Genomic DNA, 23,640 nt, shown 5'->3' on the forward strand with positions numbered 1-23,640 from the left:
AACCCCAACCCCGACCCCAACCAACAACTCTAACTGCATTAATGCACTTATACTCGTCCCAAACAGCTGATTGGGGCAGCTTACCTGCAGAAGTGCATTAATTTCTTGGATTATTCCAGTAATTGGGTGGATTCAGCAGATTTTAAGGCATTTTTACACTTAAAAATATCGAACGAGTGTTTCAGGCTGCAGTTGAGAGTATTTTTGCGCTTAAGCTACTCTCTGCCTCCTGCCGAGGTGCCAGTTTTTCCGTGCCGGGGCGGTTTGTGCATGGCAAGGTCCCAGGCAGAACCCGGCAGGCGAAATAGCCCATGAAAAATGGCTTATTCGCCGCTTTTTGCATGCTTCAGTAGAAATAGCCAGCGAAAACACTGGCTATTGGGAGCCGATTGGCTCAAAATCGACCTTTTCAAAGAAATAGCCAGTGAAATCACTGGTTATTTTTCTTTGACTGACCTTTATAGTCGAAATAGGTCATTTAACATGGCTTATTTCGTCTGGGCAACCATTGCTGCGAGCTCGGGCCGCGCTGTCAGAAGCAATTTGTGCAAACGGTTCGATTGGGGAGGGACGACTCGGATGGGGCGGGCAGTGGCGAACAGGCGGGGCAGCGCAGCAGGAAGAGCGGAACGTCAGGCCAGCGACGGTGGGCGGCCAGCGGCGAACAGGTGAGGTGACACAGCAGGAAGAGCGGAACGTCAGGCCAGCGACGGTGGGCGGCCAGCGGCGAACAGGTGAGGTGACACAGCAGGAGGAGCGGAACGCCAGGCCAGCGACGGTTAGGCGGCCATTGGCGGACAGGCGGGGCGGCACAGCACAGGAGGAGCGGAACGCGGGCCAGCTACGGTCGGGAGACCAAACGACGAACAGGCGGAGCTGCGCAGCAGGAGGCGCGGAGCGCTGGGACAGCTACGGTCGTGAAACCGGGCGAGGCGCGCAAACGGTGCTGCGCAACAGCAAGCTCTTTCACGCCAGCCCCAGGGGCTCTCACGCGGAACAAGCGAAGGTTTTGCCCTCCCGCTGGAATCATTCGGCGCAGAAGGGGCAAACTACCATCCGTCAAAAACCAACAGGAAAAACCACAGAACCGGTATTGACATTTTGACGGAATGGGGGTATAAATAGGTTGTAAACGTCATCATACCACATTGAAAGCGATTAATAATTGAGGGATCCGTCATATCGATGTGGGATTATTTGCGATTAGACCAATTGGGAGGTTATCGGAATGAAGCAAGTGAAGAAACCGGCCGCAGTCGCCCTTGCGTTGACACTTGGCGCCGGCATGGTGCTGGCCGCCTGCGGAGACAAAGACAAGAACGGTGCCGCATCGCCTACTCCTTCGGCATCCGCCGGAGCATCCGCAAGTGCAAGCGTCGCGCCGAAAGAGAAGGTTGTGCTCGACTTCTGGACGTTCTGGGGCTCGGAAACGCGCCGTCCGCTCGTCGAAAAAATTATCGCCGACTTTAACGCGGCTCACCAAGGCCAGATCGAAGTCAAACACACGTACTACCCGTTCGGCGACATCTGGACGAAGTCGCTGGCGCAAACGGCTGCCGGCAACCCGCCGGACGTCATCATCAACAGCATCGAAGAAACCGGCCTGCGCGCCGCGAAGAAACAGAACACGAACCTGGCGAAATACCTCGCCAAGGACCCGACCGTCAAAGATCGTTTCCGTCCGGACTTGTACAATACCGTGCTTTACAAAAACGAACCGTACGCGCTTCCGTTCACGACCGATACGCGCATGATGTTCTACAACAAGACGGCGTTCAAGGAAGCGGGGCTTGACCCGAACAAATTCCCGACCACCTGGGACGAGCTGGAAGAAGTGGCGAAGAAGCTGGACGTCAAAGACGCCAACGGCAAATATTCGCGGATCGGGTACGCGCCGCAATTTGCCGGATTCGACGCGAAAAGCATTGCCGTCAACTTCGACGGCGGCAAAGGTTTCCTCGACGACGCCTTCAAGTCGGCCGTCAACACCGCAGGCAAAATCGCCGGCTTCGAATACGTGCTGCGCTACGTCGACCGGATCGGCCAGAAAAACTTGGACGAATTCAAAGCTACGTTCGGCAGCAAGGAAGCGAACCCGTTCATCGCCGGCAAAGTGGCGATCTGGCCGGACGCGGTAACGTTCCAGACGCAAATTCGCGACTACGGCAAAGGCTTGGACGTCGGCGTGGCGCCAATTCCGGAAACGAAAGCGGGTGCAGGCCACTGGAGCACGGGCGGCGGTTTCGTTGCCGAAATTCCGGCGGGCGCGAAGCATCCGGACGAGTCGTACGAATTTATTAAATATTTGACCGACGTGCAGGCGCAAACGTACTGGGCGAAAATGAACTACGACAACGTGGCGAACGTCAAAGCGTCGGGCGACGCCGAGTTGATCAAGGATCCGGTGTACAAAGCTTCGGTCGACAATTTGAAAGACACGCGCGTTTACACTCGTCCGGCCGCTGCGGCGGATATGTTCAAGGTGATCGACCCGGCGAGCGACACGATTCTGGCGAAGAAGAAGTCGCCGAAGGACGCGCTCGACCAGGCGCAGAAAGAAGTTTCCGATCTGATCGCGCAAAACGGCGGTTAATCGAACAAAGGTTCACTCGTGGAGTGGCTGCTTGCCAGCCACTCCGCCTTGTTTGTCCGCATCGGAAAAGCAACCCGATGGCCATGCTGCATTTGGAAGGAAGGTGAACCGGTTGTCCTTGAACGCAGATTCCGCAAATTCCGCCAGTCCCGTCAGTCCCGCCAATCCCGTCAAAAAACGCAAGTTGTCCCTGGAACGCAAGGAAGCCGTCTGGGGATTCGTGTTCGTATTGCCGTGGGTCGTCGGCTTTCTGGCGTTTACGTTTGGTCCGCTGCTGTTTTCGCTGTATACCAGCTTTACCAATTACGACATCACATCGCAGATGGATTGGGTAGGCGTCCGCAACTACCGGAACATGTTTTTCCACGATTCGCTTTTTTGGAAATCGCTGAACAACACGCTGTATTACGTCCTGTTTCATGTGCCTCTCAACACTGCCGCGGCGCTGCTGCTCGCCGTTGCGATGAACCAGAAAATGCCGGGGATGCGGATATTCCGAACCGTTTTTTATTTGCCTTCCATTTTGGCGGGCGTGGCGATTTTTTACTTGTGGATGATGCTGCTGAATCCCGGCACGGGCCTGGTCAACATGGCGCTCGGCTGGGTAGGCATCGAAGGGCCGGCCTGGATGGTCGACCCGAACTGGACGAAGCCCGCGGTCATTCTGATGAAGCTGTGGGGAGCCGGCGGCGGCATGCTGCTGTACCTGGCCGCGCTGCAAGGCGTGCCGGACCATCTGTACGAAGCGGCCGAAATCGACGGCGCCAGCCCGCTGCGGCGGTTCTGGCACGTTACGGTGCCGATGATTACGCCGGTCATCTTCTTTGAGCTGGTGACCAACCTGATCGCCGCGTTCCAGATTTTCCAGGAAGGCTACGTTATGGTGCAGGACCAGAACACGCCGGGTTCGCCGATGAATTCGCTGTTGTTCTACAACCTGCACATGTTCCTGAAGGCGTTCAAATCGTTCCAGATGGGGTATGCGACGGCGATGGCCTGGTTCCTGTTCGTGGTGGTTATCATTCTGACGCTGATCAATATGGCGCTCTCCAAGCTATGGGTGCACTATGAAGGGGGAGACAACAAATGAGCGCAAGCGCCGCATCTTCGGGCTATTTCCAGAGCCGGCGGGCGCGGAAGCGGATATCGAACCTGATCGTGATGCTCGTGCTGATCGGTTTCGGCCTCATTATTCTCGCTCCGTTCTGGTGGATGCTTTCGACGTCGCTCAAGTCGCTGCAGGAAATCATGACGTTCCCGCCGACCAAATACCCGCATACGCTGCACTTTGAAAATTACAAGCACGCCTGGGTGAACGGCAAATTCAGCCGCTATGCGCTCAATACGCTGTTTCTCGCCGCGGTCGGCGTTTGCTCCCACGTGCTGTCGAATACGTTCATTGCATACGGGTTTGCCAAAATCAAATTTCCCGGGCGCAGCTTCCTGTTTTCGCTCATGCTGGCGACAATGATGATTCCCGGGTTCTGTACGCTGATTCCGCAGTATATCATGTTCGCGAAAATCGGCTGGGTCGGCACGTATTTGCCGCTGACGATTCCGGGATTTTTCGGCAGCGCGTTCCAGATTTTTATGCTGCGGCAATTTTATATGGGCATTCCGAAGGATTTGATTGAAGCGGCCAAAATCGACGGAGCCAATCACTTCTACATTTGGGCGCGCATCATGGTGCCGCTGTCCAAGCCGGCGGTCATCGTCATTGCGATTGCGACGTTCCAGGGCGCGTGGAACGATTTTCTCGGTCCGCTGCTGTACGTCAACAAGGAGTCGATGTTCAACATCCAGATCGGCTTGACCGCCTTCCGCAGCGCCGAGCTGACGCAGTGGAACTACCTGATGGCGGCTTCGCTGATCGCGCTGGCGCCGGTAATCGCGATGTTCTTCTTCTTCCAGCGCTATTTTATTGAAGGCATGAACATTTCCGCCGGCACCAAAGGGTGACGCCAAATACGGGGAGGAGAGAGAAACGATGCGGATCGACGATCACAATGGCGTGCCGGCGATTCAAGCCGAAAAGTACCGCCTGACGTTTCCTTCGGACCGGCCGTTCGTCATCGTGGCGGACGCGGGCGGAGCGACGATGCTGGAGTTGTTCGTGCCTTCCGGCATCCACACGCTGGCGGACCGGGACGATACGGTGGAAATACTCGGCGAGTGGACGTTCACGAAAGGCGACGACGGCAGCTGTTTGGCCGAAATTGAAGCGAAAAGCTCGATTTGGTCGCGCAAAACGTACCGGTTCCGCTGCACGCCGCACAAATTCACGTATGAAATGGCCGTTGCGGGCAAAGGCAACTTGGCCGAAGTCCATTATTTCGGCGGCTATTATTCCGGCCATGTGCGCTGGGGCTCCGGCTTTTTCTGGTCGGGCCAGCGTTTCAAGCGCGGCTTCAATCCCGAGCCGAACGGCCAGGAAATCAACGAATTCGCCCCGACCGGCGGCTCCGTCATCGACATGACCGGGGTGCCGCTCCCGGGCAAAGGCGACTGGTTTTTTACCCCGCCGCCGTTCTGTTTCGCCTTCGAAAGCGAAGCCGGCTGGGTCGGGATGGGCGTCGAAGCGAAGCCGAATCATAACCGGTTCACGGAATATGCTTACCAGGCGCAGTTCGGTTTTCATCTGACGCTGTCGTATGAAGGCCACACGTCGGTCGACGGCGAATACGAGCTGCCGGCGATCGGCTTCGATTTTGCCGATTCGCCTTACGGCGTGCTGGCGGCACACGTCGCTTCGCTGCGCGGGCAAGGGCTGGTGCCTACGTCAGTGCCACAGGCAAAACCCGCCTGGTGGACCGAACCGATTTTTTGCGGCTGGGGTTCGCAATGCTACGTTGCGTCGCTTGCGCAGGACCGTGCGCCGAAATACGCGCGGCAAGAGCTGTACGAATCGTTCATGGCGACGCTGGAAACGCACGGCGTCAAGCCGGGCATCGTGGTGCTGGACGACAAATGGCAGGCGAGCTACGGCGAAAATGTCGTCGACACGGAAAAGTGGCCCGATCTTCCCGGCTTCGTCCGCACCCGCCACGAAACGGGACAGAAGGTGCTGCTGTGGCTGAAGGCGTGGGACCCGGAAGGACTGCCGGCCGAGGAGTGCATTCGCAACGCGGCGGGACTGCCGATTGCGTTCGATCCGACCAATCCGGCGTTCGAACGGCGGCTGCGGGCGTCGGTCCGCCGGATGCTGTCGCCGGAAGGCTATGACGCGGACGGGTTCAAAATCGATTTTTCCGCCCGCATCCCAAGCGGCCCGGGCCTTGTCGCCAGCGGCGGCGAATGGGGGCTCGAGCTGATGCGCAAGTATTTGCGCGTGCTGTATGACGAGGCCAAACGGACGAAGCCGGATGCGCTGGTGATGTCGCATACGCCGCACCCGTATTTGGCGGACGGGCTCGACATGATCCGGCTGAACGATATCAACACCGGCAAAAACGTGATCGCGGCGATGACGCACCGCGCCAAGGTAGCCGCAATCGCCTGCCCGGACGCCATCATCGACACGGACAACTGGCCGATCACGAACCGCGCCGACTGGCGGGATTATATGCGGCTGCAGCCGGCACTGGGCGTTCCTTCTTTATACTACGTCAGCCATATCGATACGACGAAGGAGCCGCTGGAGGAAGCGGATTACGAGCTGATCCGCCGGACGTGGGAGCAGGCGCGCGCCGGCGGCGGCATAGGCAGTATCGCCGAAGCGGCGAAAGCCGGTATCGGCGATGTGACGGCCGCTGCGTGCAGCGGCGCAAGGCAGGCGCCGGCCGCCGGCAAAGACGCGGCGAACGGAGCGTGGTGGGCATGAGCGCAAGGAAAAAGCTGGCCATCCTGCATACGACGCCGGTGACGGTCGACCCGCTGAAGCGGCTTGCCGCCGAACTGCTTCCCGGCTGCGACGTCATCAACTTTGTGGATGACTCGATTCTGCCGCAGTTGGCCGCAAACGGCGGCGACATCGGCGCGGTCGAACCGCGGCTGGTGCAATATGCCAAGTTTGCCGCCGAGGCGGGCGCGGACGTCATTCTGAACGCCTGCTCGTCGGTCGGCGAGTTGGCGGCGAAGGAGCAGGCGGCCGTTGCCGTGCCGGTCGTGCGCATCGACGAAGCGATGGCGCGGGAGGCGGTGCGGATCGGCGCCCGCATCGGCGTCGCCGCCACGCTGCCGACGACGCTGGCGCCAACGCTGAAGCTGCTGCGCGAAACCGCGGCGCAGGCCGGGAAAGCAGCGGAGCTTGTGCCGCTGCTGGCGGAGGAAGCGTACCGGCTGCTGATCGCCGGCGATGCCGCCGGTCACGATCGTACGCTGGCCGAAGCGCTGGAACGGCTGGCGGCGGACGTCGACGTTGTCGTGCTGGCGCAGGCGTCAATGGCCCGCGTGGTCGATACGCTGCCCGCGGCGCAGCGCGGCCGGTTCCTGTCCAGCCCGCGGCTCGGCATGTTAAGCGTCAAAGCGGTGCTTGACCGGACGTAAGCGGCGCCTTGCGGCGGCCGTGGCCGCGTTACAATCATTTTTTACGGACTCATGTAGATAGATACCTTATTTTTAATCCTAGGAGTGGATCGCGATGAGCTTGCTCAGCAAACCGCACAATGTTATCACCTTGAAAACGGCATCCGTCATGGCGGAGCGGGGCAAATACGCGATCGGTTCGTTTTCTCCCCGTTATACGCCGGTGATCCGGTCCGTGCTCAGAGCCGCGCAGCGGACGCAGTCGCCGTTCATTTGCCAAATTTCGCAGAAGGAGCTCGAGCGGTACGGCATTACGCCGGCGGAATTCGGCGCGGCCTTCTACGAAATGATCGAAGCGGAACGCATCACCGTGCCGGCGGTGCTTCATCTGGACCATACGAAAGTGTTTTCGGTTATTGAGGAAGCGATTCAGGCGGGTTTTACGTCCGTGATGATCGACGCGTCGGAGAAGCCGCTGGAGGAAAATATCCGCATTTCCAAAGAAGTCGCTGCTTACGCTCACGCCAAAGGCGTTTCCGTCGAGGCGGAGCTCGGCATGATCGGCACGACCGATTTCATCGAAACCGACAATGACGAGGAGCTGTACACCGACCCGCAGGAGGCGAAACGGTTCGTCGACGAAACGGGCGTCGATTCGCTGGCGGTATCGGTCGGCACGGCGCATGGAGTGTATATGGTCAAGGAGCCGAAAATCGATTTTGTCCGGCTGGAGGCGATTCGCGCGCTGACGCCGGTTCATCTCGTGCTGCACGGCGGCTCCGGCGTGCCGGCCTGGATGATCGGGAAGGCGGTGCAGCTGCCCGGAGGCGGGATCAGCAAAGTGAACATCGCCACCGATCTCGAGCTGGCGCTGCTGGCGGCGCTCGGCCGCGAGGAGCGGCTGACGAACGCCGGGCTGAAGGCGCTGCCGCGCGAGCAGCTCGAAGCGGGTTTGACCGCCGTCGAAGCGACGGTCGCCGACAAGGTGACGAATTTCCTCGGCAGCGGCAGTCATGCGGCTGACTTCGCCATTTGAATGAAGGAGGCGAACGCGAGTGATAACGGCGATTTCCGAACGGCTGTACGTTTATGAGGATACGTGCCGCGTCTACGTCGTCAAGCACGACGAAGGCGCGGTGCTGATCGACTTCGGCAGCGGCGCCGTGCTGGACGAACTGGCCGCCATCGGGGTGGAACGCGTCACCGACATCCTGATGACGCACCACCACCGCGACCAGGGGCAAGGGCTGGCGCGTGCCGAGGCGACCGGGATCGCCATTCGCGTGCCGCACCAGGAGCAGGACTTGTTCGCCGGCGTCGACGTTTTCTGGCAAGGGCGATCGGTCATGAACAACTACAACGTGCGGCAGGACCGTTTTTCCTTGCTGGAGCCGGTACGCATTGCCGGGACGCTGAAAGATTACGCCACGCTTGCGATCGGCGGCGTCACGTTCACCGTCGTGCCGACGCCCGGCCATACGTTCGGCTCGGTGACGCTGCTGGCGGACGTGGACGGCGTCGCCACCGCTTTCATCGGCGACCTGATCGCCGCGCCTGGCAAGCTGTGGTCGCTCGCCGCTACGCAGTGGACGTACAACGGCGGCGAAGGCATTCCGGCGACGATCGTTTCGCTGCTCGATCTGAAGGAGCGGCGCAAGCCGCAACGGCTGCTGCCTTCGCACGGCGCGCCGATCGATGCCGTGGGCGAAGCCGTCGACCTGACGGTGGCGCGGCTGACGGCGCTGATGCGCGGCCGCGGCCACAACCCGCGGCTGTTCGAGCATCGCGACAGGCCGTACGTGCCGATTACGCCGCATCTGCTGAAGGCGCGGCAAACGATGTGCAACTACTACGTGCTGCTGTCGGACAGCGGCAAGGCGCTGCTTCTCGATTTTGGCTACGACTTTCTGACGGGCATCCCGGCGGGAGCGGACCGGGCGTCGCGGCGGCCGTGGCTGTATTCGCTGCCGGCGCTGAAGGAGCAGTTCGGCGTGACAAGCATCGATGTGGCGCTGCCGACCCATTACCACGACGACCATGTCGCCGGCTTCAACCTGCTGCGCGAGGCGGAAGGAACCGAGGTGTGGGCGGCGGCAAGCTTCGCGGACATCCTGCGGCATCCGGAGCGCTACGACTTGCCTTGCCTCTGGTACGATCCGATTCCGGTCGACCGCGAGCTGCCGCTGGAAACGCCGTTCCGCTGGGAGGAGTACGAGTTTACGCTGCACGCGCTGCCGGGCCATACGTTGTATGCCGTGGCGATCGCGTTCGAGGCGGACGGCAGGAAGGTGGTTGCCGCCGGCGACCAGTATCAGGGCGATGACGGTCTCCAGTGGAACTATGTATATGCCAACCGGTTTCGGATCGGCGATTACCGGGCAAGCGCCGCGCTGTACCGGCGGCTGCGGCCGGATTTGATTCTGACCGGCCACTGGGAGCCGCATTGGGTGAAGCCGGGTTATTTCGACGCGCTCGAGGAAAACGGGGATGCGCTCGACCGGCTGCACCGCGAGCTGCTGCCGCTTGAGGAGCTCGACTTCGGCGCCGAAGGTTTTGCCGCCCGCATCGAGCCGTACCAGACGACGGCGGCGGGCGGCGAAACGATGGCGTTCGCCGCGGAAATCCGCAACCCGTTCGGCGCGGAGGAGGAGGCGTCGATCCAAGTCGTTGCCCCGCCAGGCTGGACGTGCGAGCCGGCAACGGCCGCGCTCCGTATCCCGGCCCGGGAGGCGGCGCCGTTCCGTTTCCGGCTGACGGCTCCGGCCGGAACCGTTGCCATCCGGGCGCGAATCGCCGTCGACGTAACGGTCGGCGGCCGGCGCTTCGGCCAGCAGGCGGAAGCGCTCGTTACGCTGACGGGATAAGTCGTCCGGCAGTAGAGAAGCACTATTTTCGGGAGGAAACCATACGATGGCAAACAAAAAGCTTCATATGATCGGCAACGCGCATCTCGATCCGGTGTGGCTGTGGCAATGGCAGGAAGGCTTCCAGGAAGTGAAGGCGACGTTCCGCTCCGCGCTCGACCGGATGAACGAATCCGACGATTTCCTGTTTACTTCCAGTTCGGCGGTTTATTACGAGTGGGTGGAAAACAACGACCCGGCGATGTTCGAGGAAATTCGCCGCCGCATCCGCGAAGGGCGCTGGGAAATCGTCGGCGGCTGGTGGATCCAGCCGGACTGCAACATCCCGAGCGGCGAGTCGTTCGTTCGCCAAGGGTTGTACGCGCAGCGCTATTTCAAGGAGAAGTTCGGCGTCACGGCCAAGGTCGGCTACAATGTCGACAGCTTCGGCCACTTCGGCATGATGCCGCAAATTTTGAAAAAATCCGGCATGGACTATTACGTCATGATGCGCCCGATGCCGAACGAAAAAGGGCTGCCGGGCCGGCTGTTCCACTGGGAGTCCGACGACGGCTCGCAGGTGCTGGCGTTCCGGATTCTGTTCGAATATTGCACCTGGGGCAAGGAGCTGGACAAGCATGTCGCCCGCTGCGCAGGCGAGCTTCGCGAGCCGGTGAGCGAGCTGATGTGCTTCTACGGCGTCGGCAACCACGGCGGCGGCCCGACGAAGGAAAACATCGCCAGCATCCGCCGGATGAACGAGGACCCGAACTTGCCCGAGCTCGTGTTCAGCACGCCGAACCGCTTCTTCGCCGAAGTGGCGGACAACGGCGTGTCGTACCCGGTCGTGCACGACGATTTGCAGCATCACGCCAGCGGCTGTTACGCGGTGCATTCGGAAGTGAAGAAGTACAACCGCAAAGCGGAAAACCTGCTGATCGCGGCGGAGAAGTTTTCGGCCATCGCCGAACGGGCGACGAACCAGCCGTATCCGCAGGACTTCATCACCGCCTGGAAAGGCGTGCTGTTCAATCAGTTTCACGACATTCTCGCCGGCACCTCGATCGAACCGGCTTACGAAGACGCGCGCAACCTGTACGGCGAAGCGCTGGCGATCGCCGACCGCAACTTGAACTATGCGATCCAGTCGCTGTCGTGGAATATCGGCATCGAAGAGGAAGAAGGCATGAAGCCGATCGTCGTGTTCAACCCGCATTCGTGGGCGTACAAGGCGAACATCGAGCTGGAGATGGGCGGCAGCGTCAAGGACGGCACCATTCTTGTCGACGAGGCCGGCAGGCAGATCGCTTTTCAAACCGTACAGTCGCTCGCGACGGCAGGCGGCCGCTACCGGCTCAGCTTCGTTGCCGAGCTGCCGGCGATGGGCTATCGGGTGTACAAGCTGCGCACGATGGCCAGCGAAGCGCGCATCCAGACCGCACCGGTGAAGGCGAACGATTATGCGCTGGAGAACGAACGGTTCCGGCTCGAGTTCGATCCGCAAACCGGCTTCATCAGCAGCCTGCACGACAAGAAGCTGGCGTTCGAGGTGTTCCGTCCGGAGAACGGCGGCGCGGCGCGTCCGGTCGTGATCGAGGACAAGAGCGATACGTGGAGCCACAACGTGTTCCATTTCAACAAGGCGATCGGCGACTTCCGCGCGACGAGCGTCAAACGGGTCGAGCACGGTCCGGTCAAATCGGTCGTGCGCGTGACGTCGGCTTACGGCAGCTCGAAGCTGGTGCAGGATTTTACGATGTACCGCGAGCTGGATTATATCGATGTCAAAGTGACCGTCGACTGGCGCGAGCAGTTCAAAATGCTGAAGCTCGTGTTCCCGATGAACTTCGTCTTCACCCGCCAGACGTACGAAATTCCGTACGGCTTCAAGGAGCGCGAGCACAACGGCGAGGAAGAGCCGGGCCAGGCATGGATCGATTACGGCGGCATCGCCCGCGATAAAGGCGTGACTTACGGCTGCAGCATCGCCAATGACGCCAAATACAGCTATAGCATCGCGAACAAGGAGCTGGCGATTACGGTGCTGCGCAGCGCCATCTACGCGCATCACGATCCGACGGTTCCGGAGGTGAATGGCCACTACTCCTTTATCGATCAAGGCATCCAGACGTTCCACTACCGGATCATGCCGCATGACGGCAACTGGGAGGAAGCGGGCACCGTCAAACGCACGCAGGAGCTGATCCAGCGTCCGGTATCGGTGATCGAAACGTATCACAAGGGCAAGCTGCCGCAAACCGATTCGTTCCTGTCGGTCGACAAGGACAACGTCATTGTTGGCGCGATGAAAAATAGCGAGGACGGCGACGACCTGATCGTGCGTCTGTACGAAACGGCCAAAACCGCAACGGAAGCGACGATTGTGCTGCCGAAGTGGGGCCGGACGATCAAGGCGAAATTCGGTCCGTGCGAAATCAAAACGTTCCGCGTGCCGAAGGATCCGGAAGCGGCGGTCGCCGAGGTCAACCTGATCGAATGGCAATAATTTGCCGCGCAGGCAGGAAAATCGGGGCCGGGAGGCGAAAAAGGTGCAGGATGCAAGCAATGAAGCCCGCAGCGAGCTGCAAGCGGCGGGACGGTACATGATGGAACACGGGCTCGCCTGGGGCAACGCGGGCAACATCAGCGTCCGCACCGGCGGCGACCGTTATTTGATTACCGCCAGCGGCACGTTTCTCGGCGAGCTGGGGGACGACGATTTCGTCGAATGTACGTTTGCCGGCGCGATGTCGCCCGAAGGGCGCAAGGCGTCGAAGGAAAAGCCGATGCACCGGGCGGTTTACGAGACGCGCCCGGACGTCGGGGCGGTGCTGCACGCATCGCCTTTCTACAGCACGCTGTTCGCGTGCGCGGACGAGCCGGTTCCATCCGACTTGTTCGTCGAAACGATGTACTATCTGGAACGGGTGGAGCGCGTGCCGTACCGCCACCCCGGCTCCGAGGCGCTGGGCGAAGCGGTGCGGGAGAAGGCGGGCCGGGCCAACGTGCTGCTGCTGGACCATCACGGGGTGCTCGTTTACGACACGACCGTGCGCGAAGCGCGCATGGCGCTGCAGACACTGGAAATGGCGTGCCGGATGGCGGCGACAGCCCGCAGCGCGGGGATCGGGCTGGCGCGGCTGTCCGCCGGTACCGCCGGCGATTTTCTGGAGCGCGCGGGTTACAAGCCGCGGCGGGAGTGGCCGTCATGAGCGGCAAGCGGCTGATCGGCGTCGTAGCCGACGATGTAACGGGAGCGGGCGATATCGGCATCATGTATGCCAAAGCGGGATATACGGCGCTTGTATTCGGCTACCGTGCGGACGAGCCGCCCGATTACGGCGGGGAGCGGCCCGACGTGATCGTGCTCGACACCGATTCGCGCTTCGATTCGCCGGAGCAGGCGTACCGCAAAGTGTACGGGGCGACGGAGCAATTGAAACGGGCCGGCTGCACGCATTACGTCAACAAGTCTTGTTCGGTCGGCCGCGGCAATATCGGCGCCGAATTCGACGCGATGCTGGACTCGCTCGGCGAAACGAACGCCGTCGTGGTATTCGGCTTCCCGGCGAACGGCCGGCAGACGCTTGGCGGCGTGCATTACGTGCACGGCAAGAAGCTGGAGGAGTCCGAATTTCGCCGCGATCCGGTCCATCCGATGACCCGGTCGGACCTGGTCGGCATCCTGCAGCCGCAAACCCGGCGCAAAGCGGTTTCCATCGGCATCGACACGGTGGACCGCGGCGCGGAGGCGCTGCGGCGGGAGATCGCGGCGCTGAAGCCGTCGACCGGTTATTTGTTCGTCGACGTGCGTGACCAGGCGTCGCTGCGCACGATTGCCGAAGCGGTGCGGGACGAACGCGTAACGGCCGGCGCTTCGGCGCTGTCGGAGGAGCTGGCGCTTGCCTGGGGAGCGAAGCCGGACGGCTTGTGCGGCGGCTCTGGCGTGCCGCCGCGGCCCGGGCTCGGCATCGTCATGGCCGCCGGCAGCCTGATGCCGCAGACGGCGGCGCAGCTGGATGCGCTGCGGCGCGCGGGGCGGACGGCAATGCTCGAGCTGGACGCGCTGCGCCTGTTCGCGGATGGCGAACGCGAAGCGGAGATCGCGCGCGTCGCCGATGCGATGGCCGCGGCCGTGCTCGCCGGGCGCGACGCGCTGGCGCAGGCGCCGAACGCGCCGGAAGTCGTCGCCCGCACGAAGGCGGAAGGCGCGCGCCGCGGCCTGGACGGCGTCGCTGTCTCGCGGCTTGTGTCCGGCGCCGTCGCCGAAACGATCGGGCGCGTGCTTGCGGCGACCGGGCAGAACCGGCTCGTCGTCGCCGGCGGCGATACGTCGGCGGCGGTGTGCGCCCGGCTCGGCATTCGCGGCATGCGCGTATACCGCGAAATCGCGCCGGGGCTGCCGTCCTGTGTATCGCTTGGCCCGAATCCGCTGCTGCTTGTGCTCAAGTCGGGCAGCTTCGGCCGCGAGGATTTCCTGGCGGCGGCAGCGGAGCACGTTCGTCTTGTCTGACGCGGCCGGCGCCGCGAAGGGAACCATAACCGGGCGGCAGCGCGCCGGACCGGCGGAAAGGGGGAGCAAACAATGATCGTCGCCCAACGACGCAATAAAATCAAAGAAATGCTGCTGCTCGAAAAAAGCGTCAAGGTCGCCGACCTGGTGCGGGAATTCGACGTTTCCGAGGAGACGATCCGCCGCGATTTGAACCAGCTGGAGCGGGAAGGGCTGATTCAGAAAAATTACGGCGGCGCCATACTGATCGAAGAGCTGCAAATGCCGTCGGCGGCGATTCCTCCCGTGCAGCAGCGGAAGTTCGAGCATCATAACGAAAAGGACGCGATCGGACGGAGAGCGGCGGAGCTTGTCGGGGGCGGTCAAATCATCATCGTCGATTCCGGATCGACCACGTGGTGCGTCGCCCGCCATTTGAAGCACCGCGAAGGGCTGACCGTGGTGACGAACGGGATCAACATCGCCGAAGAGTTTGTTGAAAACGACGATTCGCACGTTTTTCTGCTCGGGGGCAAGGTGGTGAAAAAGTCGATGAGTCTGGTCGGCCCGGTGGCGGAAGCCGAACTGCAGAAGTACAACGCTGACTTTGTTTTTATGGGCACGTCCGGCATTTCGCTGCGCAAAGGCTTCACCAGCTCGGACATCTACGAGGCGGAAATCAAACGGGCGATGGTCGCCGCTGGGCAGAAGGTCGTCGTTGTCGCCGACCACAGCAAGTTCATGCGCCAGGCGCTCATTTCGTACAGCACGTTCCAGGACATCGACATCCTCATCACCAGTTCGCTGGCCGACCCTGCGATATTGACCGAAATTTCCCGGCTGGGCGTGCAGGTCGTCGTCTGCGAGCTGTAGCCAATTATGGCGAGCATCAACACACGGCAATCCGCGTCGGCGGGGTTGCCGTTTTTGTGTTGAATGGCCGCTTTTTGCAGCCACGGCACCATTGCCGGGCCGGGTAACCGGGAATAGCCAATGAAAAATGGCTTATTTGCCCGATTTCGACCGGCTCGTCGGAAATAGCCAGTGAAAACACTGGCTATCTCAGCTCTGGAGCCCTCAAATCGACCTTTTCAAAGAAATAACCAGTGATTTCACTGGTTATTTCCGCGAGGCGGCCCGTTTTTAGTGAAATAGGCAATAAAACATGGCCTATTTTTGGCAAGATGCTCAAGATGCTGCCTCGGAGAGCGGTACGGAAGCAAATGGGTTAGTTGGCGGCGGGAGCGGGAGCGGAGAGCGGGGGTTGGTATGGAGAAGCTGAGCGCTTTCTGCAAGAAAGCGGCTTCGGAAGCATACGCTCAGCGTTCGCCTTTGTTTTCCGGATTCCTCCTTGGAAGTTATCGTTCGAAGAATCCGGAAAACAAGAAGCGATCGGAGTACCAACCCCTGCGCGCAGCGGGAGCGGTTTCGCCGGATGTTCGCCGTTTGGTAGCCGGATGTTGCCGCTTGCTCGATTTCATTTTGCCGCCAGGGATGCGATTTTGTCATACTTTATTCGATTCTGCCGGCGGCATTCGTGTTGTTGAGCGTTTTCAAATCGGGCATAATGGTAGGTACGGAGATTGATGGAAAGAAGGTGCATCCATGGTGACGAACGATTCGTTCCTCAAGGCTTGCCGGCGCGAACCGGTTCCGACGGTGCCGGTGTGGTACATGAGGCAGGCGGGACGCTACGATCCGGATTATCGCAAAATCAAAGAGAAATTCAGCCTGCTCGACATCTGCAAGCAGCCGGAGCTGGCCGCCGAAGTGACGCTGATGCCGGTGCGCAAGCTGGGCGTCGACGCGGCGATTTTATATTCCGACATTATGAACCCGGTCGCTTCGATGGGCATCGATTTTGATATCGTCGCCAACATCGGGCCGGTTATCCACAACCCGATCCGCACCGCGGCCGACGTGGCCCGATTGCGGCCGATCGACGTGGACGGCGATTTGCCGCACATTATGGAGACGATCCGCATCCTGGACCGGGAGCTGACGGTGCCGCTCATTACTTTCGCCGGCGCGCCGTTTACGATCGCCAGCTATTTGATCGAAGGCAAGCCGTCCAAACAATATTTGCGCACGAAGGCGATGATGTACGGCGAGCCCGACGTCTGGTTCGCGCTGATGGACAAGCTGGGCGATATGGTGATCGCCTACCTCAAGGCGCAAGCAGCCGCGGGGGCCAAAGCGGTGCAGCTGTTCGACAGCTGGGTCGGGGCGCTGGCTCCGCACGATTTTGACGTTTACGTGCTGCCGGTCATCACGCGTATCTTTCACGAGCTCGCGAACGTGACGCAGCCGAAAATTTATTTCCCCGGCGTCAGCTCGGGCGAACTGCTGCCGTCGCTGGCGCGGCTGGAAGCCGATGTGATCGGGCTCGATTGGCGCGTATCGATCGCCGAAGGGCGCCGCAGAGTCGGCGAGCGGTTCGCCGTGCAGGGCAATCTCGATCCGGTCGTCCTTACGGCGCCGATGCAGGTAATCGAACGGCACGCCGCCGCGCTGCTTGACGAAGGGATGAAGCGGCCGGGGTACATTTTCAATCTGGGGCATGGCTTGTTCCCCGAAGCGTCGCTCGACAAGCTGAAAGGGCTGACCGCGTTTGTGCACGACTATTCTTCGTCCCGGTTCGCCGCCGGTGTGGAAAGGAGCGAGGCCAGATGAGCAAACGCAACGTCGGCGTGCTCGTCATGTCCTACGGGACGCCGGAAAGCCTGGACCAGGTCGAAGCTTATTACACCCACATCCGCCGCGGCAGTCCGCCGTCGCCCGAGCAGCTGAAGGAGCTGACGGACCGGTACGACGCGGTTGTCGGCGGATTTTTTCCATTGCGCGAAAATACGAACAAACAGGTCGCCGCGCTGCAGGAGACGCTTCGCCAGAGCTCTCCCGACGTCGACTACCGCTGCTACCAGGGGCTGAAGCACGCTTCGCCGTTCATAGAAGACGGCGTGCGGTCGATGGCCGCCGACGGTTTGAAGGAAGCGGTCGGCATTGTGCTGGCGCCGCATTATTCGGTGATGAGCGTCGGCGGCTACATCAAACGCGCGCAGGAGCAGGCTGAAGCCGAAGGCGTCAAGATGAGCTTCGTGCGCAGCTACCACCTGCATCCGAAGCTGGTCGAAGCGCTGACGTTGCGGGTGGAAGCCGAGCTGCGCAAGTTTGCGGAAGCGGGCGCGCCGCGCGATCGGGTGCGTGTCGTGTTTACGGCCCATAGCCTGCCGGAAAAAATACTGGAGATGCGCGACCCGTATCCGGACCAACTGCTCGCTACTTCCCGCGCCGTTGCGGATGCATGCGGGATCGTCAATTGGCAGTTCGGCTGGCAAAGCGCGGGACGTACGGCCATGCCGTGGCTCGGACCGGACATTCTCGACGTATTGCGCACGATCAAGGAGGAGCGGCAGGCGGAGTATGTGCTTGTTTGCCCGCTTGGTTTTGTATCCGATCATCTGGAAGTGTTGTACGATCTCGATATCGAAGCGAAGCGGCTGGCGGAGGAGCTCGGGCTTTCATTTGCCCGGACGGCATCGCTTAATACCGACCCGCTTTATATGGAAACGCTGAGCGACGCGATCCGCGAAGCGGACGAAGGGGCGCGGCAATCATGAGCGGCGGCGGCGGGGACGGCAGCAATCGGCGGCGCGTCGTGGTGCTCGGCGGCGGCGTCACCGGCTTGAGCGCCGCTTTTAACGCGCAGAAGCTGGCACGGGAAGCGGACCGTGACATCGATTTGACCGTGGTCGAACGCAGCGACCGGTTCGGCGGCAAAATCAACACGCTGCGCAAGGACGGTTTTGTGATTGAAAAAGGGCCGGACTCGTTCCTGGCGCGGAAGACGCCGATTCTGACGATTTCGCGCGACCTTGGCATCACGGATCAGCTTGTCGCCACGAACCCGGCCGGCAAAAAAACGTATATCGTCCGCGATGGCAAGCTGCATCCGATGCCGCCCGGACTGGTGCTCGGCATTCCGACGCAGCTGACGCCGTTCCTGGGCTCGGGGCTGCTGTCCTTCGGCGGCAAAGCGCGGGCGGCGCTCGACTTCGTGCTGCCGAAGCGGCACGAGAGCGGCGACGAGTCGCTGGGCGGCTTCCTGTCACGCCGGCTCGGCGACGAAGTGCTGCAGCGGATCGCGGAGCCGCTGCTTGCCGGCATTTACGCCGGCGATACGCGCGAGCTGAGCCTGCAGGCGACGTTCCCGCAGTTTCAGGCGGCGGAGCGCAACCATCGCAGCCTGATTCGCGGCATGATGGCGAGCGGCAAAGCGGCTGCCTCCGCCCAGACGGCGATCGACCCGAATTTATGGCCGCCGGCGCTGCAGAAGAGCGTCTTTTTGTCGTATCGGGGCGGGCTGTCGACACTGGTCGAAGCGCTGCTGAAGGCGCTCCAGGGAGCGCGGCTGCTGGCGGGAGTCGGCGCGGAAACGATCGTCAAGGCGGGCGGAGGCGGCTATCGCATTGGGCTTTCGGATGGCGAACAGCTCGCGGCCGACGAAGTGATCGTGACGCTGCCGCTGCACGAAACGGCCGGTTTGTTTCCGGGGCTCGGCGAAATGCGGGCGCTGGGGAGCATGCGTTATGTGTCGGTGGCTAACGTCATCCTCGCTTACGACCGCAGCACAGTCGGCCATCCGCTGGACGGCTCGGGTTTCCTCGTGCCGCGTTCGGAGCGGCGGCTGATTACGGCGTGCACGTGGACGTCGTCCAAGTGGCAGCATACCGCGCCTCAGGGAAAGGCGCTGCTGCGCTGCTATGTCGGCCGTTCCGGCGAAGAGGACAACGTCGAGCTGGCGGACGACGAAATGATCGCCCGCGTGCGCCGCGACATCCGCGAGCTCATGGGCGTCGACGCCGCGCCGCTCTTCACGGAAATTACGCGGCTGCGCCGTTCGATGCCGCAATATCCGGTCGGCCATCTCGACAATGTGCGGCGCGCCCGCGCCGAAATGAACGCGGCGATGCCCGGCGTGTACGTGACCGGCGCCGGCTTCCACGGCGTTGGCATTCCGGACTGCGTGCGCCAAGGCCGCGAGGCGGCGCAGCAGCTGCTGGAGCGGTTGTAGGGGGCGAGTAAACGCCAAAAAACCGGCCCCGCCATTCGCGAGCGCCGGCCGATCCATTGCACAATCGGGTTCAATCGGCTATTATTGTCGTAATTTGGACAGATCGAGCCGCATATCGCCCATGCCCATCGTCAAAATCTTTTTCTCCTGGAAATCGCGCAGCACCTGCATCAGCACCGGCTTCTGAACGTTCGACATTTGGCACAGCTCATCGTAGTTGAGCACCATGCGGATAAGAATGGTCGTGCCTTCGCGGGTGCCGTATTTGTTGGCCATCTGGATCAGGTTTTTGAGGATGCGCGTGCGGGCGTCGAGGAAAGTCAAGTCGTTCACATGCTGGTTCGTATCCCGCAGACGTTGGCACAGTTCGCGAAGAATGGACAGGTTGATATCGAAATGATTGCGCAGCAGGTCGAGGAAATTGGCCGCCGACAGCGAAATCAATATGCTCGTTTCGAGCGTCGCCGCGGAAGCGGAACGATTCTTCCCGTCGATCAGGGACAGCTCGCCGAAGCTTTCGCCGGCCTTGAGCACGGACAATATTTTCTCTTCGCCGTTGTGGGTGGTGAAAATCTTCACCGAACCGGAGTAGACGATATAAAAGGCGTTGCCGGGTTCGTTCTCGCGGAACAAGACGGTGCTCGGCGTATACTGCTTGCGCTGCGTGATATTGGCGACAAGATCGAGCTGGTCGTCGGTCATTTGCGAGAACAGCGTTACTTTGCGAAAAAACTCGTTCAGCATGCAGCGGTTCCTCTCCCATGGGAAATGTTTCATCTCTGGACATGATCTGATTTGATTTTACCATATTCCACAAACAAGAGGGTAGGTGTTGTCGAAAATATGCGAAATCGGGAACGGATCGACACATTGTCCAAACAGGCGTTTGCCGAAGCAAAGGAAGTAATTCCCGGCGGCGTCAACAGTCCGGTGCGCGCGTTCAAATCGGTCGGTTTGACGCCCGTATTCGTGGAACGGGGCTACGGCTCGCGCATTGTCGATATCGACGGCAACGAGTTCATCGATTATATCGGCTCGTGGGGCCCGCTGATCATGGGCCATGCCCATCCGCAAGTGGTCGAAGCGCTGCGGCGGACGGCCGAAAAAGGCACCAGCTTCGGCGCGCCAACCGAGCTGGAGACGCAGATGGCGAAGCTCGTTTGCGAGCGTGTGCCGTCGGTGGAATCGGTGCGGATGGTGAACAGCGGCACGGAGGCGACGATGAGCGCGCTGCGGCTCGCCCGCGGGTACACCGGGCGGAGCAAAATCGTCAAGTTCGAAGGCTGCTACCACGGCCATGCCGATTCGCTGCTGATCAAGGCGGGCTCCGGCGTCGCCACGCTCGGCTTGCCCGATAGCCCCGGCGTGCCGCAAGGCGTTGCGGCGAACACGATCACGGTGCCGTACAATGATCTGTCATCCGTGCAGGCTGCGTTCGAAGCGTACGGCGACGACATTGCCGCCGTCATCGTCGAGCCGGTCGCCGGCAATATGGGCGTTGTGCCGCCGCTGCCGGGTTTCCTGCAAGGGCTGCGCGACATCACTGCCGCGAACGGCACGGTGCTCATTTTCGACGAGGTGATGACCGGTTTCCGCGTCCATTACCACTGCGCGCAAGGGTTGTATGGCATTACGCCGGACTTGACGTGCCTTGGCAAAGTGATCGGCGGCGGGTTGCCTGTCGGCGCTTACGGCGGCAAACGCGAGATCATGGAGCAGATGGCGCCGGTAGGCCCGATTTACCAGGCCGGCACGTTGTCCGGCAATCCGCTGGCGATGGCGGCGGGCTTTGCGACGTTGTCGCTGCTGACGCCGGAGGTGTACGAGGCGCTGGAGCGGAAGGCGGCGCGCATGGAGGCGGGTTTTGCCGCGAATGCCGCGGCGGCGGGCGTGGCGAGCACGATCAATCGTGTCGGCTCGATGGTTTGTCCGTTCTTCACGGACCAAACGGTAACGAACTACGAAACGGCAAAAACGTCGAACACGGCCAAGTTTGCCGCTTATTTCGCCCGGATGCTCGATCTGGGCGTGTGCGTCGCGCCGTCGCAGTACGAAGGCATGTTCGTTTCGGCCGCGCATACGGACGAGGATATTGAAGCGACGATCGAAGCGCATCGCGAGGCGCTGCGGTCGTTGTAAGCCGGCTCCGGTGTAAAAAAAGCTGAACCAACCTACGGTCCCGGGGGCCGGCGGCGGTTCAGCTTTTTTGGCAACCCCGCGTCGCCGCGGCGGCTTTACTTCGGCGAATTGCCCGGTGTCGCCGAGTTCGGCAGTGCCGATGCGCCGGTATTGGACGGCGTCGCCGAGCCTCCGGCCGGCGTTTGCGACCCGCCCGGTTTCGCCGACGATGGCGGCGATCCGGAAGCTCCCGGCGGCGTGGCGCCGGTGGACGGTGTGCCGCCGCCGTTCGGCGAGCCGGACGAACCCGGCGAACCGGACGAGCCGCCGCTTGGTGTCGGCGAATTGGTGCGCTCAGGTGTCGGCGACTTTGCGGGCGTGCTCGAACCGCTTGACGAAGGCGTTGCTGTTGGCGTTGACGATGGCGTTGGTGTCGGCGTTTTCGTCGAAGTCGGCTTTGGCGTCGGCGCCTTGGTATTCAGTTTCCCCTGCTGCTTCAGCGCTTCCTGCTCCTTCAAATAATCCGGGTGATCGTAAGCGCCCCCCGGGTCGATTGTCGTCAGGCCGTCCCAAATCCGGTCCGCCTTGTAATCTTCCGGATGGTCAAAAATGAGCAGCGCCGAAGGCAGCCGGCGTTCGCCGTAGCGGCTGGACGGGTCCGTGATCAACTCGCCGCCGACGACCATTTCCGACGAAGCGCCACCGTCGAGGAAACCGGCGTTGACCGCGCCGTCGGCGAGCAGCAAGTCCTGCACCTCGCGCAGCGTGGCGCCGACGCTGGCGGTCGAGCGGCCGTCGATGACGACGAAGATGAGCGTACCGTCGGCCCTCTGGCCGACCGCCGTGCGCGGACCGCGGCCCCAGCCGCCGTCGCCTTCGGTGATCAGCGGCTTGCCGTCCTGGATGACCCGCGGCTTCCAGAACACGCCTTCGGTCACATGAAGCTTCTCCAGTTCGGGCAAGCTGTATTTGCCGACGACGAGCGTGCCTTCGTCCGTGAACCCGATGACGTGCTCCGGGATATTCCCGTCCTTGTCCGTGTACAGCAAATCCCCACCAGATAAAATGAAGCCGATCGGCGCGAAGCCGTTGCCGAGTCCGTCCGGGTCGACGAAGGCGCCGCCGTTGACGCCGGCGACCGCGCCGGTTCTTTTGACCATTGACGTAATCCGTTCCCCTTCGCCTTGTTTATTCGGCACGACAACGCGCACGGAGCGCGGGTCGTAGACATACATCTTTTTGCCTTTCCAGAACTTGCCGGAAATGTCCTCGACCTTGATGAGCTCGCCTTGTTTACGGTCCTTGCGGAACTGGATCAGGCTCATGTTTTGTTTGTCTTCGCCCATTTGTTCGGTTTGGTTGATCCAGTCGCTTACCATTTTGTCGCGTTTGCCCGCGCCGACAAAAATCCAAGCCCAATCGCGGTGCTGGGTCGTAATGACGGTTTGCGCCAGTTTCTCGCGGATCGTCGTTCCCGCCGGCGTCAGAAACATAAAGCTGGACGTCGCGAATGTCAGGACGGCAACGCCGGCAAGCGTTTTTTTGAGCCAGCTCCATCCGTTGAACAAATGACCGCCCGTTTGCGGATTCGTAGTTGTTGATATCGACACGTAAGTTCTCTCCCGTTTCGGTTGCCAATGTACGCAAAAATGCGTTGCTTCGCTCGTTGCGGACAACCATTATTTGTGAAATCATCCTCGGTAAGGATGGTGTGATGCTGTTTGTATAGACGGTGGACAGGGCCGAAATGTTTCCGGTTTCCGATCCGCCAATGATTGGCGATCGCGATCATATGAAAATTTTCAGTATTTTCAATGATTGTTTCATAGATTCTTTCATTTTATCATATTCGACATTGTTCTCCTAGCGAAGCGGGACCCCCGGTCGAACTTACCATGGCGGTGCATTCCTTGCATCGCGGCTTGTGGTTGTTTACGATAGATGAAGTGCTTTGGAAGTTTGGTCGGGATCGACAAATGGGGAGGAACTGTTGTGAGCAAGTACCAATTGTTCGGGCTGCCGCTCGATCTGCTGATCGTAGTCGCTGTTTTCGGCT

18 protein-coding genes are annotated in these 23,640 nt (G+C 61.1%); 16 read left to right on the forward strand and 2 right to left on the reverse strand.

Annotated features, from left to right (window positions below):
• The first annotated feature begins 1,228 nt into the window (after positions 1 to 1,228).
• The 15 genes from EXY20_RS21170 to hemG all read left to right on the forward strand — a co-directional run bounded on the left by EXY20_RS21170 (position 1,229) and on the right by hemG (position 19,466).
• Positions 1,229 to 2,593, forward strand: coding sequence for an ABC transporter substrate-binding protein (locus EXY20_RS21170; RefSeq protein WP_135554110.1), 1,365 nt, complete (start codon positions 1,229 to 1,231; stop codon positions 2,591 to 2,593).
• Between the two features lie 112 nt (positions 2,594 to 2,705).
• On the forward strand, positions 2,706 to 3,683 hold the full coding sequence (locus EXY20_RS21175; protein ID WP_135554111.1) for a carbohydrate ABC transporter permease: 978 nt from the start codon (positions 2,706 to 2,708) through the stop codon (positions 3,681 to 3,683).
• Positions 3,680 to 4,552 (forward strand): carbohydrate ABC transporter permease, encoded by an 873-nt coding sequence (locus EXY20_RS21180; RefSeq protein WP_135554112.1) that lies wholly within the window; start codon positions 3,680 to 3,682, stop codon positions 4,550 to 4,552. Before EXY20_RS21175 ends, EXY20_RS21180 begins: the two co-directional genes overlap by 4 nt.
• A gap of 28 nt (positions 4,553 to 4,580) precedes the next feature.
• Positions 4,581 to 6,413 (forward strand): alpha-amylase family protein, encoded by a 1,833-nt coding sequence (locus tag EXY20_RS21185; RefSeq protein ID WP_135554113.1) that lies wholly within the window; start codon positions 4,581 to 4,583, stop codon positions 6,411 to 6,413.
• Positions 6,410 to 7,078: an aspartate/glutamate racemase family protein gene (locus EXY20_RS21190; protein WP_135554114.1), complete on the forward strand. Its 669-nt coding sequence runs from the start codon at positions 6,410 to 6,412 to the stop codon at positions 7,076 to 7,078. The genes EXY20_RS21185 and EXY20_RS21190 overlap by 4 nt, the downstream gene beginning before the upstream one ends.
• Positions 7,079 to 7,172: 94 nt before the next feature.
• On the forward strand, positions 7,173 to 8,093 hold the full coding sequence (locus EXY20_RS21195; RefSeq protein WP_135554115.1) for a class II fructose-bisphosphate aldolase: 921 nt from the start codon (positions 7,173 to 7,175) through the stop codon (positions 8,091 to 8,093).
• 19 nt (positions 8,094 to 8,112) lie between these two features.
• Positions 8,113 to 9,921 carry an MBL fold metallo-hydrolase gene (locus EXY20_RS21200; protein WP_167859403.1) on the forward strand — a complete coding sequence of 603 codons (1,809 nt, stop codon included), beginning with the start codon at positions 8,113 to 8,115 and terminating at the stop codon, positions 9,919 to 9,921.
• Positions 9,922 to 9,967: 46 nt separating this feature from the next.
• Entirely contained in the window at positions 9,968 to 12,406 is a 2,439-nt protein-coding gene (locus EXY20_RS21205; RefSeq protein WP_135554116.1) for an alpha-mannosidase, read from the forward strand.
• A 43-nt stretch (positions 12,407 to 12,449) separates the two neighbouring features.
• Positions 12,450 to 13,112, forward strand: coding sequence for a class II aldolase/adducin family protein (locus EXY20_RS21210; protein WP_235886128.1), 663 nt, complete (start codon positions 12,450 to 12,452; stop codon positions 13,110 to 13,112).
• Positions 13,109 to 14,413 (forward strand): four-carbon acid sugar kinase family protein, encoded by a 1,305-nt coding sequence (locus tag EXY20_RS21215; protein WP_135554117.1) that lies wholly within the window; start codon positions 13,109 to 13,111, stop codon positions 14,411 to 14,413. Before EXY20_RS21210 ends, EXY20_RS21215 begins: the two co-directional genes overlap by 4 nt.
• A gap of 72 nt (positions 14,414 to 14,485) precedes the next feature.
• Positions 14,486 to 15,265, forward strand: a complete 780-nt coding sequence (locus EXY20_RS21220; RefSeq protein WP_135554118.1) for a DeoR/GlpR family DNA-binding transcription regulator — start codon at positions 14,486 to 14,488, stop codon at positions 15,263 to 15,265.
• Between the two features lie 396 nt (positions 15,266 to 15,661).
• On the forward strand, positions 15,662 to 15,979 hold the full coding sequence (locus EXY20_RS21225) for a hypothetical protein (protein WP_135554119.1): 318 nt from the start codon (positions 15,662 to 15,664) through the stop codon (positions 15,977 to 15,979).
• 18 nt (positions 15,980 to 15,997) lie between these two features.
• Positions 15,998 to 17,065: a uroporphyrinogen decarboxylase gene (gene hemE, locus EXY20_RS21230; protein ID WP_135554120.1), complete on the forward strand. Its 1,068-nt coding sequence runs from the start codon at positions 15,998 to 16,000 to the stop codon at positions 17,063 to 17,065.
• Positions 17,062 to 18,012, forward strand: coding sequence for a ferrochelatase (hemH, locus tag EXY20_RS21235; RefSeq protein ID WP_135554121.1), 951 nt, complete (start codon positions 17,062 to 17,064; stop codon positions 18,010 to 18,012). Before hemE ends, hemH begins: the two co-directional genes overlap by 4 nt.
• Complete coding sequence (gene hemG / locus EXY20_RS21240; RefSeq protein WP_135554122.1) at positions 18,009 to 19,466, forward strand: protoporphyrinogen oxidase; 1,458 nt, start codon at positions 18,009 to 18,011, stop codon at positions 19,464 to 19,466. Before hemH ends, hemG begins: the two co-directional genes overlap by 4 nt.
• 81 nt (positions 19,467 to 19,547) lie before the next feature.
• Here the strand turns inward: hemG and EXY20_RS21245 are convergent, their stop codons facing one another.
• On the reverse strand, positions 19,548 to 20,210 hold the full coding sequence (locus EXY20_RS21245; RefSeq protein ID WP_167859404.1) for a Crp/Fnr family transcriptional regulator: 663 nt from the start codon (positions 20,208 to 20,210) through the stop codon (positions 19,548 to 19,550).
• A gap of 99 nt (positions 20,211 to 20,309) precedes the next feature.
• On the opposite strand from EXY20_RS21245, the gene hemL reads away from it, so the two are divergent.
• The gene (hemL, locus tag EXY20_RS21250) at positions 20,310 to 21,605 is read left to right on the forward strand and encodes a glutamate-1-semialdehyde 2,1-aminomutase (protein WP_135554124.1); all 1,296 of its coding nucleotides are present in this window, start codon (positions 20,310 to 20,312) and stop codon (positions 21,603 to 21,605) included.
• Positions 21,606 to 21,700: 95 nt separating this feature from the next.
• Here hemL and EXY20_RS21255 read toward each other — a convergent pair whose 3' ends face one another.
• Positions 21,701 to 23,194, reverse strand: a complete 1,494-nt coding sequence (locus tag EXY20_RS21255; protein WP_235886129.1) for a phosphodiester glycosidase family protein — start codon at positions 23,192 to 23,194, stop codon at positions 21,701 to 21,703.
• Positions 23,195 to 23,640 lie beyond the last annotated feature (446 nt).

The sequence above is a fragment of the Paenibacillus cymbidii genome, assembly GCF_004764705.1.
Lineage (GTDB): Bacteria > Bacillota > Bacilli > Paenibacillales > NBRC-103111 > Paenibacillus_AN > Paenibacillus_AN cymbidii.

Excerpts from the sequence above, each read along its gene's own strand:
- EXY20_RS21170 (WP_135554110.1), top strand. The coding sequence starts at position 1,229 with ATGAAGCAAGTGAAGAAACCGGCCGCAGTCGCCCTTGCGTTGACACTT.
- EXY20_RS21180 (WP_135554112.1), top strand. The coding sequence starts at position 3,680 with ATGAGCGCAAGCGCCGCATCTTCGGGCTATTTCCAGAGCCGGCGGGCG.
- EXY20_RS21185 (WP_135554113.1), top strand. The coding sequence starts at position 4,581 with ATGCGGATCGACGATCACAATGGCGTGCCGGCGATTCAAGCCGAAAAG.
- EXY20_RS21190 (WP_135554114.1), top strand. The coding sequence starts at position 6,410 with ATGAGCGCAAGGAAAAAGCTGGCCATCCTGCATACGACGCCGGTGACG.
- EXY20_RS21195 (WP_135554115.1), top strand. The coding sequence starts at position 7,173 with ATGAGCTTGCTCAGCAAACCGCACAATGTTATCACCTTGAAAACGGCA.
- EXY20_RS21205 (WP_135554116.1), top strand. The coding sequence starts at position 9,968 with ATGGCAAACAAAAAGCTTCATATGATCGGCAACGCGCATCTCGATCCG.
- EXY20_RS21215 (WP_135554117.1), top strand. The coding sequence starts at position 13,109 with ATGAGCGGCAAGCGGCTGATCGGCGTCGTAGCCGACGATGTAACGGGA.
- EXY20_RS21220 (WP_135554118.1), top strand. The coding sequence starts at position 14,486 with ATGATCGTCGCCCAACGACGCAATAAAATCAAAGAAATGCTGCTGCTC.
- EXY20_RS21225 (WP_135554119.1), top strand. The coding sequence starts at position 15,662 with ATGGAGAAGCTGAGCGCTTTCTGCAAGAAAGCGGCTTCGGAAGCATAC.
- hemE (WP_135554120.1), top strand. The coding sequence starts at position 15,998 with ATGGTGACGAACGATTCGTTCCTCAAGGCTTGCCGGCGCGAACCGGTT.
- hemH (WP_135554121.1), top strand. The coding sequence starts at position 17,062 with ATGAGCAAACGCAACGTCGGCGTGCTCGTCATGTCCTACGGGACGCCG.
- hemG (WP_135554122.1), top strand. The coding sequence starts at position 18,009 with ATGAGCGGCGGCGGCGGGGACGGCAGCAATCGGCGGCGCGTCGTGGTG.
- EXY20_RS21245 (WP_167859404.1), bottom strand. The coding sequence starts at position 20,210 with ATGCTGAACGAGTTTTTTCGCAAAGTAACGCTGTTCTCGCAAATGACC.
- hemL (WP_135554124.1), top strand. The coding sequence starts at position 20,310 with ATGCGAAATCGGGAACGGATCGACACATTGTCCAAACAGGCGTTTGCC.